The organism is Affinundibacterium seohonense, assembly GCF_014284305.1.
Lineage (GTDB): Bacteria > Pseudomonadota > Gammaproteobacteria > Burkholderiales > Burkholderiaceae_D > Undibacterium > Undibacterium seohonense.
This window is the reverse complement of sequence record NZ_JACOFW010000015.1, coordinates 1-15,898: the sequence shown is the minus strand read 5'-3', so window position 1 is coordinate 15,898 and position 15,898 is coordinate 1. Positions and strand designations below refer to the sequence as shown.

The window sequence follows — 15,898 nt, the reverse complement described above, 5'->3', positions numbered from 1 at the left end:
TTAACCATCAATGGAGACATCATGCAACTGACTCGTTTTGCCTGCGCCTTAGTGTGCGCCTTTTCTACCTTCGGCGTCACCTGTTCTGCCGCCACCTTGATCCAGCATGTACGCGTCTTTGACGGTAGCAAGATGTTAGGTGAGCGCCATGTCTTAATCGACCAAGGGAAAATCATCAATGCTGATTTCAAAGGGCCTGTTCGTGCTGAGCACAAACTGGTGGATGGAAAGGGCAAGACCTTAATGCCCGGATTGATCGATGCCCACGTTCACGCCTACCAGGATCAAGATTTGCCTTTGATCTACGGCGTCACCACGCAAATTGATATGTTTAGTGCTGTAACTGCTATGCAAGACCTGCATAAGCGTCGTGATGACCTTAAAAACACCCAGTCGTCCGATGTGTTCTCTGCCGGTATTCTAGCGACCGCGCCCAAAGGACATGGCACAGAATATGGTTTTGAAATTGACACTTTGACTAAGCCCGAGCAGGCGCAAGCTTGGGTAGATCGTCGGATCGCCGAGGGCTCGCACTTCATTAAGATCGTCATGGAGCAAGGTGGAATTGGCTACCATTTCAATAGCTTAGATCTCGCGACAGTACAGGCCTTGATCAAAGCCAGCCATGCACGCGGCAAATTAGCCGTGGTGCATATCAGTACCTTGGAAGATGCGAAAGCGGCGCTGAAATCGGGTGCGGATGGCTTGGTGCATTTGTTCAACGGCAAAACTCTATCGCCACACCAACTACAAGAATTGGTGAACTTAGCCAAAGCGCGCCACGCTTTTGTGATTCCGACTTTTTCTGTTTTAGAGAGTATCGCTGGCATCAAAGCACAGGACGTATTGAATGATAGAGACCTGATGCAGTTGCTGAGCAAGAGTCAAATCATGCCTTTGAATGCGACATACGGGATGGAAGTAAAACAGAATTTACTAGAGGCCCCGAGGCAACTGACAGCTGCGCTGCACTTGGCCAAGGTGCCTGTATTAGCTGGCACGGATGCGGGGAATCGAGGCACCCAATTTGGCATCAGTATGCATCATGAACTCGCTGCCTTAGTGCAAGCCGGTATGTCACCGAGTGCAGCGCTAGAAGCTGCCACATCCGCGCCGGCTAAGGCGTTTCGCCTGAGCAATCGTGGACGCATACAGAATGGCTATAAAGCCGACTTATTATTGGTTGAAGGTGATCCTAGTATTGATATTGGCGCCACACGCCGCATCGTTGAAATTTGGAAGAATGGTGAAATAGTGTCACCACTGCGTACGCAGAAGTTGCAGCAAGTTGCTAAAGACAATGCGGTGAAGAGTTCGGCGATTCCTTTGCCACCGGATGGACGCATTAGTTTGTTTAGCGCGGAGAAATTCGCTAGCCCTTTTGGTTACGGTTGGATGGCATCGACCGATGCCGCGATGGGCGGTAAGTCTAGCGTTGAACTGAGTATCGGCGAGCCAGAGCCGGCCGGACAAGCCTCCTTAATGATCAAAGCTAATATCAATGCGGGCTTCTCGTTTCCATGGGCTGGGGTGGTGTTTTTTCCTGCAACACAACCGATGCAAGCAGCAGATCTGAGCAATGCTAACGTCCTGAAATTTAAGGTCAAGGGCGATGGCAAGTCCTATAATGTTGGCTTCACGATGCAAGGTAGCTATATTCCTCTGAATGTAGGATTTACCGCAGCGGCGGAGTGGCAGGAAGTCAGTTTACCGCTGACAAAATTTAAAGGCCTCGATCCTAGTATCGTCACGATGTTAGGGTTTAATGCTGGTCCAACGCCAGGAAACTATCAATTACAAATTGCTGATGTCCGTTTGCTGAAAGAATAAAGGCAAGGACATTGTGTTGTTAATTTACGAGGATAAGCTATGACATTTACAGCAGTGCTAGGAAAGCTATGGACCTCTCCGTGGATTCCCAGTCGCTACGGAAAAGCGCCTTATTTTTGGATGCTATCGTTCGTCATTTTTGGCTGGAAGTATCTCTACGAGGTACCGAGTTTGCGGGAAGTGATCTTGATTGTGCTGAGCGTGATCATTTTTTTGCCACTCTACTTCTACAGTTTTTGGGGCCATGGCTGGCGCGTTGCGCTGTGTATTGCTGCGATCGCAGGACTCGGTTTTGGGTGGGCCAATTTTAATTTTGGCGGATCGAGTTTCGTTATTTTTGCCGCGACCATGTGTTCGCGCTTCGAACGAAAACAAGACGCCTATCTGGGTTTATTTTTGGTCTTAGCGACAGCCGCCTTGGCAAGCTATGTGTTTCGGTTCCCAAGCTATTTTTGGATTCCCGCCGTGATCTTTAGCATACCTAGTGCGATGGGCGCTATCATCGGTGAACAGCTAGGGCGAGCCAATGAAAAAATCTTTAGAAAACAAGAAGAGATAGAACACCTTGCAGCGTTGGCAGAACGTGAACGTATAGCACGTGACTTACATGATTTGTTGGGACATACCCTATCGGTGATCACGTTAAAAGCTGAGCTGGCTAGGAAATTATTCGATAAAGATCAAGTTGCCTGCCAGAAGGAAATCGTGGATATCGAAAATACGGCACGCCAGGCATTGACTGAAGTTCGCTCGGCTGTTTTGGGATATCGTGATACTGGGCTTGCCCATGAATTACGCGGTGCGAAAAATACTTTGGCCTCTGCAGAAGTTGAGTTGCAGGCAGAGGTCGAAACTGTGCAATTGCCACCCGCGATTGAAAATATTATCGCCCTTGCTTTGCGAGAGGCGGTCACCAACATTATTCGGCACTCCAATGCGACGATGGTTGACTTCTCGCTCAGCTTGCAGGAGCAACGGCTTTGCTTTCACTTTGCGGATAATGGCAATGTGGACGCCAAGAGTCTGCCAACTATCCAAAAAGGCAATGGCTTAACCGGGATGCGTGAGCGAGTACGGGCGATGGGAGGAGAAATGACGATTTCCATCGACCATGGCGTTGCGATCACTATCCACATTCCCATGCAGGGTATGGTTTGAGTAGGTTTAAATTTTCTTTGAATTCTGAAAGTGTATATGATCAAAATTGTGCTGGCTGAAGATCAGGCGCTAGTGTCCGGTGCACTTGCTGCCCTGTTGAAACTTGAGGGTGATATCGATGTTCTGGGTCTGGCGAAAAATGGCAAAGAAGGTTTAGCTTTATGCCAGACGATGCAGCCAGACGTCTTGGTAACCGACATCGAGATGCCGTTGATGACGGGCCTGGAATTGGCCGCTGAAATTGCGGAACAAAAGTTGCCGATCAAAGTTATCGTATTAACGACCTTTGCACGCTCAGGTTATTTGCGGCGGGCGATGTCGAGCGGTGTGCGTGGCTATATGTTAAAGGATTCACCCGCCGAAGATCTCGCGAAAGCAATCCGAACGGTGCATGGTGGTGGTCGCGCGATTGCGCCTGAATTGGCGATGGAGAGTTGGAGCGGACAACAAGACCCCTTAAGTGAGCGCGAGCGGCAAGTGTTACGTTTGGCCGGCACTGGTTCGACCAGCATAGAAATTGCAAAATTGATGCATTTATCCGAGGGTACAGTGCGTAACTACTTGTCGGAAGCTATCAGCAAGCTCAACGCCAAGAATCGGGTAGAAGCATTTCGTATGGCGCGGGATGAGGGATGGTTGTAAATCTTAAGGCATAAAAAAAGCGGCGCAATTTTTATATTGCGCCGCTTTTTTCGTCAAACTCAAAGAATCAACGTTCTTGAATCTGCTATTTCTTATTGCTTACTTCTTAGCAGCTTCTGCTGCAATGGCTTTGCCCAAATGGGAATGCTTGCGGCTGTATAAGACGTAGATGACCATACCTACGCTACCCCAGATTGGCAATACCAATTGGGCGATGGTTGGCAAACTGAAGAACAAGAACAAACAACCACCAGCCGCCATTGGTGCTACCAACCAAACAACTGGTGTCTTAAATGGACGAGCACGGTTAGGATCAGTTTTGCGCAAGACCAGAACAGCAATCGCCACCATGAAGAATGCGAACAAGGTACCTGAATTCGAGATATCCGCTAACTGACCGACTGGGAAGAACGCTGCAGCGATCGCAACAAAAATACCAGTAACGATCGTCATCAACCATGGTGTCTTCCATTTAGGATGAATATCAGCCAATTTTTCTGGCAACAGACCATCACGTGCCATCACGAAGAAAATACGTGTTTGTCCGAAGATCATCATCAAGATAACGCTAGGCAAAGCGATACTTGCTGCGAGGCCGACTAATTTAGATACTTGATCGTAGTGCAATTTGCTCAATACTTCAGCCAAAGCTTCGTGGGAACAAACGATAGGAGCACTGCCAGCAGATGCCAGCTCTTTACAACGCATCACAAATTCAGCGGAATCTGGAGACAAAACTGCACCAGTAATTGACGTGATTGGTTGCGCGCCAACAGAGCCGACGACGCCAGCAGCTACCAACATGTAGAAAATCGTGCAAATACCTAAGGAGCCAATCAAACCGATAGGAACATTACGTTGTGGATTTTTGGTTTCTTCAGCCGCAGTAGAGACTGCATCAAAACCGACATAGGCGAAGAAGATAGACGCTGCAGCACCAACCACACCCACACCACTACCTTGAGTGCCAAACCAACCATTTGGCAACATAGGTGTGAAATTGTCACCACTGATCATCGGCAGAGTGATCACGATGAAAGCAGACAATGCCGACACTTTTACCGCGACCAATATGGAGTTAACTTTCGCGCTTTCGCTAGTACCCTTCACTAGCAACATCGTAATCACCAGAGCCACGATGATCGCAGGGACATTCACAACGCCATGACTGAAATCAACTGAAGGCATACCAGCAACAATCGACCAGGCAGGGCCATGGCTTAGTGCTTCAGGTAGGACAAATCCCGTTGCTTTTTGAATCAAGCCCATCACATACCCTGACCAGCCGACACAAACGGCGGCAGCGGCGACGGCATACTCAAGGACCAAGGCCCACCCGACGGTCCAAGCCATCACCTCACCCATAACGGCATAGGTATAGGTGTAAGCCGAGCCAGACACAGGTGCCATGGCAACCAATTCAGAGTAGCAAAGTGCAGCAACTGCGCAGACGAAGCCCGCGATAATGAAAGAGTACATCATGCCAGGGCCAGCTTTTTGTGCGGCTGCGGCAGTCAAGACAAAAATACCGGTACCAATAATGGCACCAATACCTAGCATAGTGAGTTGAAATGCACCTAAAGTGCGATGCAGAGATTTTTTTTCTGCCGTTGCCAAAATGGCGTCTAGTGATTTTACGCGCCAGTCAATCATGCTGCCACCTCATTGATATTTCTTTTTTCTTGGGCTCTGACGGCCATACCTTCTACCGAAGTCAATACTTGACCCGGTAACTCCACACGTTCAAAAGACATAATATTTCCTTAAGGCAAATATAATAATTGAATTTCTTATTCCTAATCTTGCTAAATGAGAAGCGATCGAAGAGGATCTATTTTTGTAAACCAGCGTAACATAGCGATTTATGGCTAAACAGTAAAGAGAAAAAACGCCAAAAACGGCCTTTTACCCACGTTTCAAACAAAATTTCTGCACTGCATAGCAACAATTCTCCAGAATGTGGTAGTGCCTCTTCCTAAAACAATACAGCCTGATTTTCAGGGGCGCGTTTTCGATAGGTCAAGTGACCTTTAGTTCCCTAAAGCCCTAAATTTCCTTGTGGAAATAGTCGCTGCTGATAACGGCAATTTCAACGCCAAAGGTATAAGCGGCTTGGTACTTGCCACCAAAAACGCCAAATCAGCCTTTGATCGGGTAGTCAAGGATGTTGACTTTGCCCTGCAGAAATTTCGTGTATATTGATTCGCGCTGCAGCCGTGTGTTGCGCTATATTTTATCTAGCGATCAATGATTCTTAACTGTATAGACATATCATGCAAAATTTTCGACTCTGCCTAAATTCTAAAATCTTGGCATTCAGCTTGACGGCCGCATTTAGCCTTAGCCTCCCACAAGCGGCGCTTGCGCAGCCAGCACAGAATAAAGATATTGAAAAATCCGCCAAATCTCGCACAAAAAGTCCCGCCAAAGTAAGTGGGCTGCTGTACGCGATTAGCTTAGCTCCGGATGGTACGCCAGCTGGCACAGGGAAAAAAGCCAAAAACATCGCGTATCTATACGGTTCAATTCATGTTGCCAAAGCTGACTTCTATCCTTTATCCACGCCAGTACGCAAGGCATATGCGCAGGCAGACACGGTCGTAGTCGAAGCCGATATCACCGATGAGGTCGCCAACAAGGCAACCGCCGCTAAATTAACGTATAGCCCACCAGATAAGTTAGAAAATCACTTAAGTGCGCCGACTTGGAAGACGCTCAAGGCGATGACCGGCGATCTGCTTGACCAGTTTCAGCAATATCATCCGGTGATGGTGGCGATGGGTTTGACGGTCAGTGTGGGGCAGCAATTAGGATACGACCCAGAACATGGTATCGATTTGCATTTCATTCATGCGGCAAAGAAAGATAAAAAATCCTTGATGGCTTTAGAAAGCGTGCAATTTCAAGCTGATGTTTTAGCGAATCTAAGTGATGCCGAGTCTGATGCCTTGTTGGCCAACACCTTGGATTCATTTCAAAAAGGGGAAGTAAAAAAAGAGTTTGCTCGTTTATCAGAAACTTGGCGTGCCGCTGACGCCGAAGGCTTGAGCAAGATTTTGTTGGAAGAAGGTAATAAAGATATTGGCTCGAAAAAAATTATGCAAAAGCTGATGGACGAGAGAAATCCTGCGATGGCGCAGAAAATTCATGATCTAATGCGCGCTGGCAAAAAACTCTTCATCGTGATCAGCTCAGGGCATCTGGCTGGCGATCACAATCTCATTAATTTATTAAAGCAACAAGGCTTGCAAGTTCAGCAAGTTCGATAGTACATGACTCCTATAGAAGAACAAAATACCCAAGGCAATCACCCTTGGGTCATGTTAGAAACACCAGCCGAGCTTGAAGGCTGGATGGAATTACATAATCAAGAGTTGCAAAAGTTGATCGGCGATCAGGGGGCGCAGCAAATGGCGCAAGGGCAGGGAATTTGCCTGAACTTAACGCATGGGGGTGAGATTTATTTTCACACTAACTCGGATGGTGATGTTTTATTAGATGTAACCGAAGAGGCGACATGGGTCGCGCCAGTGATCAGCGCTTGTACCAACGTCGCGCCGCCTAAAGGGCAAATCTGGCTCTTGCCGCAGCATGTGTTAATGCAATTACTGATGGGCTTAAATCCCCTAATCGCCAGTAGTCGCTTGGTGGTGAAGCATATCTACCGCTTGCATCGCTAAGGGCACCAAGCAAGGCATAAGGTAGGGAGACGAAAAAACGGCAATCATGAACTGATCATCATTTGATTGCCGTTTTTTCATGATCGATCAGTTCTCTGCAGCGCTTACTGCTGTACAACGCCATTTCTATCGATGGTGACACGACGCGAGCCGTTTTTAATCGTCGTTTCTTTAGCGGATTCAGCGCCAGAGGCTTTGACATTCACATGCGCTTCGCTTGGGCCGTTGACTTTGACAGAGGCGAGTTCGAGTAATAATTCACTCGCATGCAAGTCGCCGGAACCGTTCAAACTGGCATTCAGTTTTTTGCCCATGCCATGCAAAGTGACGCTGCCTGGGCCATCCGAATTGATCTCGATGGTATCAGCGGAAGCCAGATCCGCTTCGATATCCCCAGAGCCAGAAGTATCGATGATGATCTTACCTGTCAGTGATTTGAACTGTAAATCAGCAGGTCCAGAATTGCGGATATCGGCATCGCCAACTTTTAAACGTGAAGCATCAACGCTGCCAGAACCACTGACTCTGAGTTTGAGTGTCTTGGTTTCACCAGCCAAGCTGACTTCGCCAGGGCCAGACATATTGATCGTTGTATTGTCTGCCTGAATTTCATCGACGGATAAATCGCCAGAGCCAGACATTTCCACTTCCAGATTTTTAGACATGCCGCGTAAGCTAATGCCGCCAGAGCCATCAATGCTTAAAGTGGTTTGTTCGCTTTGTAATTTGGCGACATGTAAGTCACCACTGCCAGTTAATTTGGCGTTCAGGCTTTGCATTACTTCGCCAAACTCAGTATCGCCAGAACCGTTCATTTCTATCGTCACTTTTTTGGTATTGAGTTGACGCAGACTGACATCACCGCTACCACTGGCATGAAAATTCAATTCCACGCTAGAACCTGCAACATCAATATCACCAGAACCTTCATTGGTAATGTCTAGTTTTTCATTTTTTATCTGACGCAAGCGCATATCGCCACTACCGGTATTGAGAACTTTGTTTAATGCGGCTGTGCTGATCTTGACGGTGGTTGGATTATTCTTCCAGGAGAAGTGAAAACTACCTTTGCGCTTATTGCGAATCACCAGAGTATTGCCCTCGACCACGGTTTCGACTTCTTTGACGAAATTATCATCGCCTTCAACGACCACACTATTTTTTCCATCGACCACCAATTCAATATCAAACGGTGAGTGATTGCTGATGCTATCAAAGCTGCTCGCGTCACGCTGTTCAGTAATGATCTTGCCGCTGCCTTTGATGCTGTCGTCATTGATGCTGATCTCACAGCCAGCTAAGCTAACTAGCATTGTCGATGCAACTGCTGTTGCGATTGCTATTTTCTTAAACATGTTCGCCCCCGAATAAAAAGTGATAAGTCATTGGAATTTCTATGCTTGTAGTTTACTTGAACGATATTGCTGGCGCCTGCGGTTAACGACAGAATGCAAAAATCACTGCCTCAATGGTCAATTTGAAGGTGGAGAAGCGATAAAATACGGCCACTAAACATCATCGATACGCTGTTTCAGCAGAAAGTTTGAGCTTCATGGATAAAGTCATATTGCAAGCAAGAGACGGCGCAAGTGCCGAGATAGTTACCCATGGCGCCCATGTTTGTTCATGGAAACCAGCAAATGGGAATGAACAACTTTTCCTCAGTCGCACCTCGGAATTTCGTGATGGTGCTGCAATTCGCGGTGGAGTCCCAGTCGTTTTTCCGCAATTTTCCAATTTGGGTCCACTTCCTAAGCATGGTTTCGCCCGCACCGCCATTTGGCGTTTGGTTCGTTCTGGTCAACTAGAGCAGGGCGCTGCACAGGCGGTTTTTGAATTGCAAGAGAGCATAGCCAGTTTGCAACTCTGGCCGCATGTATTTCGTGCGGAATTAGTCGTGACGGTGGCGGAGCAAAGTTTGCAGCTTGATTTTTCGGTCGTAAATAATGGTGATACTGAATTGAGTTTCCATTGTGCCTTGCATACGTATTTTCAAGTTGACGATATTCAGAAAACGCGGGTACATGGCTTAGCCGGATTGGAATACCGTGATACGGTTAGCGGGCAAGAGCATTGCCATCAGACTGAAGAGCCACTGACTATCAGCAGCGAAATCGACAGAATCTATGCCGATGTGATTGCCGACATCGCGATTGAGCAGCCGCAGCAAGTCGTGCAAATTCGTCAGTCGGGTTTTAACGACGCCGTGGTGTGGAATCCAGGGGCAGACAAAGGCGCACAATTGAGCGACTTGGAAGCTGACGGTTATCGTCGCATGTTATGTGTGGAAGCCGCATCGATTATGCAGCCGATTCGTTTGGCTCCTGGTCAGGTTTGGTCTGGTATGCAATTGATGAGTGTCGTGGCCTCCGAACCTGTTGCGATATAGATCTGTATTTTTGTTATCCAAATTGGTTTTATCGTGAGTAAAGAGCGCTTTGTGGATGTCTGTAAAGCGCTTTCTAATTTTTTGAACCGATGTATTTCCTTGATTTGTAACAAGTCATTTTATCCATTTGATTGCAAATGATAATAATTCGCATTTATAATTGAGCCTAAACGATTGTCCCCTCATTGCTAGCCTTAGCCAATGCAGACAGATTCCAACGGCTTAATTATTTTTTGAGAATTATATGCAACGCACGACTTCAAGATTCGCTTTAGCGACTTTACCTGCCTTATTGGCTTTAATCAGTGCGCCAAGCTTGGCGCAAAGTACCACGACCAACTCGCAACAAGAGACGAAATTGCCAGAAGTTCAGGTTGTCGGTGCCGCTGAGCAGAAGTACGCTACGAAGATCAGCACCACCGCCACCAAAACCGATACCTTATTGCGCGATACGCCGCAGGCAATCACGGTGATCACCAAAGAATTGATGAAAGATCAGGCGATGCAAAGCATGGCTGATGCGATTCGTTATGTGCCGGGTGTAGTCACCGCGCAAGGCGAAGGCAATCGTGATACGGCAGTGTTTCGTGGTAATGCATCGACTAGCGATTTCTTTGTTGATGGCATACGCGATGACGTTCAATACTACCGTGACTTCTACAATATCGAGAGCGTTGAAGCTCTGAAAGGCTCGAACGCGATGATCTTTGGTCGTGGCGGTTCGGGTGGCATTATCAATCGCGTGACCAAACAGGCGCAGTGGACGCCGGTGCGTGATGTCTCTGTGACCATCGGTTCTTGGAATAATCGTCGTGCCACCGTCGATCTGGGTCAAGCGATTGATCAGAGCATGGCGTTCCGAGTGACTGGCATGGTGGAAAATTCTGACAGTTTCCGTGACGGTGTGAATATCAAACGCTCAGGCATTAATCCTACGCTGGCGATCCGTGCCGGTGCAAACACCAGCGTGGTGCTGGGTTATGAACATTTCAGTGATGAGCGCGTTGCCGATCGTGGCATCCCGTCTTATCAAGGCAAGCCTCTGGCAGTTGCCAATAATGTGTTTTTTGGGAATAGTGCCTTGAGTCCAACATCGGCCAAGGTTGATGCGTTCACGGCATTGATCGAACATGATCTTGGCAACGGCATGAGCTTGCGTAACCGTAGTCGTTTTGCGGATTACGACAAGTTTTATCAAAATGTGTTTCCAGGAGCGGTGAATGCGACTGCGACCACGGTATCCCTGAGCGCCTATAACACCGATACCCAACGTAAAAATTTCTTCAATCAAACTGATCTGACATTTGATTTACATGCAGCGGGCGTTAAGCACAAGATCCTGACAGGTTTGGAAGTAGGTCAGCAAACCACCGACAATTTACGTCAAACTGGCTATTTCCCTAGCGTCGGTGTGAATGCGACTAGTATCAATGTGGCTCTCAATAAGCCATACACGGATGGCGTGACTTTCCGCCAATCGGCGACTGATGCGAATAATCACAGCGTGGCAAAAACCGTTGCCGTCTATGCGCAAGATCAAATTGAATTTTCACCAGAATGGCAGGCGATAGTTGGTTTGCGCTACGATCATTTCGGTATGGATTTTAAAAATAATCGCAACAACGAAACGATTACAACGACGGACACCCCATTATCCCCACGCGCTGGTTTGGTCTATAAGCCTGTGACCGACATGTCTTTGTACGCCAGCTACAGTTTGGCGTTCGTGCCGCGTTCTGGTGAGCAGTTATCGTCGTTGACCGCTAGCAATAAGGCGCTCGATCCAGAAAAATTCAAAAACTTTGAACTCGGTGCCAAGTGGGATGTGTTACCCGATTTGAGTTTAAGTGCGGCAATCTATCAATTAGATCGTAGCAATGTCGCGATTGCTGATCCGCTGGACGCGACAAAAACCATCTTGGTGGACGGTCAACGTACACAGGGTCTAGAGTTGGCAATCAGTGGAAAAATTAATTCCGCTTGGAGCATCATGGGTGGTTATGCCTATCAAGATGCCAAAATCACCCGCACACAGTCGGCGACCGTGAAAGCCGGAGCGACATTGGCGCAAGTGCCAACTCACAGCGCTTCTTTATGGAACCGTTATGACATCAACCAGCAATGGGGAGTGGCCGCTGGTGTTGTTTATCGTGGGGCAATTTATCCATCGACTGACAACACCGTCATCTTGCCGGGCTTTACGCGGGTTGATGCTGCCGTGTACTATGCATGGGATAAACAAATTCAATTGCAACTGAATGTAGAAAATCTCAGTGATAAAACCTACTATGCCGCTGCGCACAGTAACAACAACATCACTCCAGGTTCGCCACGCGCCCTTCGATTGGGTGTGCATGTCAAATTTTAAGTCAGATAGCTAAACCTGAATTCCGCTTTCTCTTCAGCCCCACGGTGAAAATCGTGGGGCTTTTTTTATTTGCTAACGCAGTGCAGCAATAAATAAAGCAGAAAATTGTAGAGTTGAAGGGAACCAATTACGACTTTGACTTATCAGAACCTCGCTAGATGAAAAATTTTTCTCATTCATTTTGAAAATCGGTTCTAAACAATATAAGGAAAAAAAAGATGCGTTTAATAAGCCTGCTGGTCTGTTCGCTGCTAGTCAGCTCCACCCTACCTGCCTTCGCGGCAGATGAAAAAGTTGATCTGACTTTGGTCAATAAGATTCGTGATGAAGGAACCAATCGCTCCAAGATTATGGAAACCCTAAGTGTGCTGACCGATGAAATCGGCCCACGTTTAACGGGCTCACCGAGCTTAAAAAAAGCTGGTGATTGGACCAAAACACAATTGACAGATTGGGGTTTGCAAAACGCACAAGTGGTCAGTATCGCTCCATTCGGTCGTAGCTGGGTTCTGGAAAAAGCCGCGATGCGCATGGTGGCACCTTCCAAATTAGAATTAGTCGCGATCCCAAAAGCATGGACGCCAGGCACCGATGGTGTCAAACGCGGCAAAGTTGTTTACGCCAAATTAGAAAATGACGACGATCTGGCGAAGTGGAAAGGCAAACTAAAAGGCGTGATTTTGATGCGCGACGCCATGACGCCGACCAAGTTACACACCACCCCAGATGCCAAGCGTTATACAGAACAAGAATTGCACGACCTAGCAGATATGGAGCTGGGTGCTGCATCGGGACGTCCGCCTATGGATATGGCTGATGTTGCAAAACGCATGGCCTTCGCCAAAAAAATCAATCCCTATTTGACCGAAGAAGGCGTGATCGCCACGGTGAATGTATCGCGTGGCGATGATGGTACGATTTTTGTCGCAGGTGGCGGTTCGTATAAACAAGGTGAGCCAACCGGACCAGCGGCATTGGTGATGTCTACCGAGCAGTACAACCGCGTATTCCGCTTGATCGAAAAGAAAAAGGACGTCGAAGTGGAAGTCGAAGTCGCCGTGAATTTTGGTGATGAAGACCCAGCGAACTCCATCAACGTGTTTGCCGACATTCCTGGTACGGATAAAAAAGATGAAATCGTTATGCTCGGTGGTCACTTAGATTCTTGGCATGCAGGTACAGGCGCGACTGATAACGCGGCTGGTGTTGCCGTCGCAATGGAAGCTGTGCGTTTGTTAAAAGCGATCAACTTCAAACCACGCCGCACGATTCGCATCGCCTTATGGGGCGGCGAAGAGCAAGGCTTGTTGGGCTCACGTGATTTCATTACCAAGAATGTCGCTGCGCGTCCTGAATCAACAGATCCAAAAGAAAAAGATCTGCCTAGCTTCATGCGCCGTCCTACTGGTCCATTGATGTTAAAACCATTGCACGGCAAAATTTCTGCTTACTACAATCTCGATAATGGTGGCGGCAAAATCCGAGGCATTTACGCAGAAAACAATGCTGCAGCCAAAGTGATTTTTGATACATGGTTAGCACCATTCCACGATCTTGGCGCTAAGACTTCCACACTGCGCAAAACCGGTAGCACTGATCACGTCAGTTTTGACGCAGTCGGTGTTCCTGGCTTCCAGTTTATCCAAGAACCGATGGATTATTTCGCCCGCACCCACCACAGCAATATGGATGTGTACGACAAACTGCAAAAAAGCGACATGATGCAAGCCGCCATGATCATGGCCAATTTTGTCGCGCACACAGCCAATCGTGATGACTTAATTCCACGTAAGCCTATGCCGCCAGAGCCAGCAAAACCGGCAACGCCATAATCCGCTTATATCCACTTATATCCACTTATATCCGCTTATCAAAGCGTGCAAAAAGCCAGTATGCAAACCATACTGGCTTTTTTACATTCATGAGCAAAAAACGCATAAGCAAATCGCCACTGTGTCCTTCATTTTGCAAGACTTCAGTGTTAAGGTAAGCGCTCTCTAAGACTCGCCGCAAACTGCCAGCCATGTGCCAACTATTAGGAATGAATTGCAATACCCCGACCGATATCGTGTTTAGTTTCACAGGCTTTGCGACGCGCGGCGGTCGTACTGATGAGCACAAAGATGGTTGGGGCATCGCGTTTTTTGAAGGCAAAGGCGTGCGCCATTTCGTCGATCATCAAGCTGCGATTGACTCTCCGATCGCCGAATTGATCAAGCGCGTCCCCATCAAATCCACCAATGTCATCGCCCACATTCGCAAAGCCACGCAAGGCGTGATTGCTTTAGAAAACTGCCACCCCTTTGTACGTGAAGCTTGGGGCACCAATTGGGTGTTCGCGCACAATGGTGATCTAAAAAATTTCGACCCCCAACTCGACGGCAGCTATCTACCAATAGGCAGCACCGACAGCGAACGCGCCTTTTGCTACGTGATGCAAAGCCTACGCGCACGCTTTGGAGCACAAGCGCCAGAGCTAAGCGCCTTGCGTGAATTCCTAAGCGAGATCTGCCACGACATCGCCAGCCACGGCACCTTCAACATGATGCTCTCCAACGGCAATGCTCTATTCGCACATTGCTCCACCAAACTCCACTACATAGAACGCCAACACCCATTCAATACGGCCGCCTTATCCGACGAAGATGTCTCAGTCGATTTCTCAGCGGTCACTACACCACAAGACCGAGTCGCTGTGATTGTGACCGAGCCACTGACTACGAATGAGCAATGGACGGCTTTGCAGTCGGGTGAGTTAAAGGTGTTTGTTGATGGGCGGGTGCTTGGCTAGAATCTTTGGATTACCGATGAAATTTGTTGTTCTGTGATTTGCACTTTTTGTCGGTAATTTAAATCTTGGTTCCACACGACATGAACAGCGTCAAGTACTGTTCATGCGGGTTTTGAGAGAGTTGAAACAAATTGTCTTAATTTAATTCCCAAGTTAATATTCATTTTTGTCAAATTAAATTAAAGTTAGGCTTTAAATTTGCATAGTCGTCAACTAGGACATCACACGTAATGAACGCACTCATCGACAGAGATAAGCTATTCATCGAATTGCATACAACCGCACTCAAACCTCTAGGTTTTAAAAAGAAGGGGCACTGGGTCAATAGAGACCTCGGTGACCTGACGCATTCTTTCTACTTGCGGGCTAGTCGCTTCGGAAACAAAGAGCATGCAATCTTCTGGATCGACGTTCAAGTCTTCTCGAAAAGTTGGCATGAGCTAATCTATCCCGAGCGCCCGTACCGAGGCCCAAGCGAAGGCCCTTCGTTGCTCTCAATAGAACTGGGCACCTGGTGCGTACCACCTGAACATACGCACAACATTGCGCTTGGTACAGACATAGGTTCACTTACAAAAGAACTCATCCGCGCCGCTGAACGAGGAGCGCTACCTCTACTTTCAACGGTCGAAACACCGGAGGCTTTGCTCAAGCACCATATAGCCGTGACAGATAATCCACAATATCTAGCAATTGTTGGTTTGTCTCGCCTACTAGGTCACGAACAGCAGGCATTCGACTACATGCAAACAGCCAAGCGCAATGCTGTGCACGAGAATGCCCTCCGCTTTCTTGAAGCTCGGGAGAAAGCCATATGGCGGTGAACTTGTCAAACCAATCTTCTGTCACCAGCCCGTAGGTTGGGCTGATAAGCCCAACATCTTTCATCAAACAATAGCGATTGTTGGGCTTATCAGCCCAACCTTGTATCTTAACAGTTCATCCAATCCGTTAAAATTGAATGATTACGTTGCTATTGTTTGCCGCGTAAAAGTTATTTGGAATTGCTATGGGACGACGAGCCCACCCTTGGGTTTCAA

Annotated in this window: 12 protein-coding genes; 10 read left to right on the top strand and 2 right to left on the bottom strand. The window is 47.7% G+C overall.

Annotated features, from left to right (window positions below; genetic code table 11):
• The first annotated feature begins 21 nt into the window (after positions 1–21).
• The 3 genes from H8K52_RS13170 to H8K52_RS13160 are packed head-to-tail and all read left to right on the top strand — an operon-like array spanning position 22 to position 3,630.
• Positions 22–1,830: a CIA30 family protein gene (locus H8K52_RS13170; protein WP_186923377.1), complete on the top strand. Its 1,809-nt coding sequence runs from the start codon at positions 22–24 to the stop codon at positions 1,828–1,830.
• A gap of 39 nt (positions 1,831–1,869) precedes the next feature.
• Positions 1,870–2,988: a sensor histidine kinase gene (locus tag H8K52_RS13165; protein WP_186923376.1), complete on the top strand. Its 1,119-nt coding sequence runs from the start codon at positions 1,870–1,872 to the stop codon at positions 2,986–2,988.
• Positions 2,989–3,024: 36 nt separating this feature from the next.
• Positions 3,025–3,630 carry a response regulator transcription factor gene (locus H8K52_RS13160; RefSeq protein ID WP_186923375.1) on the top strand — a complete coding sequence of 202 codons (606 nt, stop codon included), beginning with the start codon at positions 3,025–3,027 and terminating at the stop codon, positions 3,628–3,630.
• 99 nt (positions 3,631–3,729) lie between these two features.
• Here the strand turns inward: H8K52_RS13160 and H8K52_RS13155 are convergent, their stop codons facing one another.
• A complete protein-coding gene (locus tag H8K52_RS13155; protein WP_186923374.1) occupies positions 3,730–5,283 on the bottom strand; it encodes an amino acid permease in 1,554 nt (517 codons plus the stop codon).
• A 620-nt stretch (positions 5,284–5,903) separates the two neighbouring features.
• Between H8K52_RS13155 and H8K52_RS13150 the strand changes: the two genes are divergently transcribed.
• Positions 5,904–6,899, top strand: coding sequence for a TraB/GumN family protein (locus H8K52_RS13150; protein WP_186923373.1), 996 nt, complete (start codon positions 5,904–5,906; stop codon positions 6,897–6,899).
• Positions 6,900–6,902: 3 nt separating this feature from the next.
• Positions 6,903–7,310: a hypothetical protein gene (locus tag H8K52_RS13145; RefSeq protein WP_186923372.1), complete on the top strand. Its 408-nt coding sequence runs from the start codon at positions 6,903–6,905 to the stop codon at positions 7,308–7,310.
• Positions 7,311–7,414: 104 nt separating this feature from the next.
• On the opposite strand, the gene H8K52_RS13140 is transcribed toward H8K52_RS13145, so the two are convergent.
• Positions 7,415–8,665 (bottom strand): GIN domain-containing protein, encoded by a 1,251-nt coding sequence (locus tag H8K52_RS13140; protein ID WP_186923371.1) that lies wholly within the window; start codon positions 8,663–8,665, stop codon positions 7,415–7,417.
• 197 nt (positions 8,666–8,862) lie between these two features.
• Here H8K52_RS13140 and H8K52_RS13135 point away from each other — a divergent pair, with 197 nt between their 5' ends.
• The 5 genes from H8K52_RS13135 to H8K52_RS13115 all read left to right on the top strand — a co-directional run bounded on the left by H8K52_RS13135 (position 8,863) and on the right by H8K52_RS13115 (position 15,682).
• A complete protein-coding gene (locus H8K52_RS13135) occupies positions 8,863–9,699 on the top strand; it encodes a D-hexose-6-phosphate mutarotase (protein WP_186923370.1) in 837 nt (278 codons plus the stop codon).
• Between the two features lie 244 nt (positions 9,700–9,943).
• Positions 9,944–12,067, top strand: coding sequence for a TonB-dependent receptor (locus H8K52_RS13130; RefSeq protein ID WP_186923369.1), 2,124 nt, complete (start codon positions 9,944–9,946; stop codon positions 12,065–12,067).
• A 218-nt stretch (positions 12,068–12,285) separates the two neighbouring features.
• Positions 12,286–13,899, top strand: coding sequence for a M20/M25/M40 family metallo-hydrolase (locus H8K52_RS13125; RefSeq protein WP_186923368.1), 1,614 nt, complete (start codon positions 12,286–12,288; stop codon positions 13,897–13,899).
• Positions 13,900–14,090: 191 nt separating this feature from the next.
• Positions 14,091–14,858, top strand: coding sequence for a class II glutamine amidotransferase (locus H8K52_RS13120; RefSeq protein WP_186923367.1), 768 nt, complete (start codon positions 14,091–14,093; stop codon positions 14,856–14,858).
• A gap of 230 nt (positions 14,859–15,088) precedes the next feature.
• Positions 15,089–15,682: a DUF4304 domain-containing protein gene (locus H8K52_RS13115; protein ID WP_186923366.1), complete on the top strand. Its 594-nt coding sequence runs from the start codon at positions 15,089–15,091 to the stop codon at positions 15,680–15,682.
• The last annotated feature ends 216 nt before the right edge of the window (positions 15,683–15,898 follow it).

Bases quoted from the DNA above. Each gene is read 5' to 3' on its own strand.
- H8K52_RS13170 (WP_186923377.1), top strand. From the start codon at position 22: ATGCAACTGACTCGTTTTGCCTGCGCCTTAGTGTGCGCCTTTTCTACC.
- H8K52_RS13165 (WP_186923376.1), top strand. From the start codon at position 1,870: ATGACATTTACAGCAGTGCTAGGAAAGCTATGGACCTCTCCGTGGATT.
- H8K52_RS13160 (WP_186923375.1), top strand. From the start codon at position 3,025: ATGATCAAAATTGTGCTGGCTGAAGATCAGGCGCTAGTGTCCGGTGCA.
- H8K52_RS13155 (WP_186923374.1), bottom strand. From the start codon at position 5,283: ATGATTGACTGGCGCGTAAAATCACTAGACGCCATTTTGGCAACGGCA.
- H8K52_RS13150 (WP_186923373.1), top strand. From the start codon at position 5,904: ATGCAAAATTTTCGACTCTGCCTAAATTCTAAAATCTTGGCATTCAGC.
- H8K52_RS13145 (WP_186923372.1), top strand. From the start codon at position 6,903: ATGACTCCTATAGAAGAACAAAATACCCAAGGCAATCACCCTTGGGTC.
- H8K52_RS13140 (WP_186923371.1), bottom strand. From the start codon at position 8,665: ATGTTTAAGAAAATAGCAATCGCAACAGCAGTTGCATCGACAATGCTA.
- H8K52_RS13135 (WP_186923370.1), top strand. From the start codon at position 8,863: ATGGATAAAGTCATATTGCAAGCAAGAGACGGCGCAAGTGCCGAGATA.
- H8K52_RS13130 (WP_186923369.1), top strand. From the start codon at position 9,944: ATGCAACGCACGACTTCAAGATTCGCTTTAGCGACTTTACCTGCCTTA.
- H8K52_RS13125 (WP_186923368.1), top strand. From the start codon at position 12,286: ATGCGTTTAATAAGCCTGCTGGTCTGTTCGCTGCTAGTCAGCTCCACC.
- H8K52_RS13120 (WP_186923367.1), top strand. From the start codon at position 14,091: ATGTGCCAACTATTAGGAATGAATTGCAATACCCCGACCGATATCGTG.
- H8K52_RS13115 (WP_186923366.1), top strand. From the start codon at position 15,089: ATGAACGCACTCATCGACAGAGATAAGCTATTCATCGAATTGCATACA.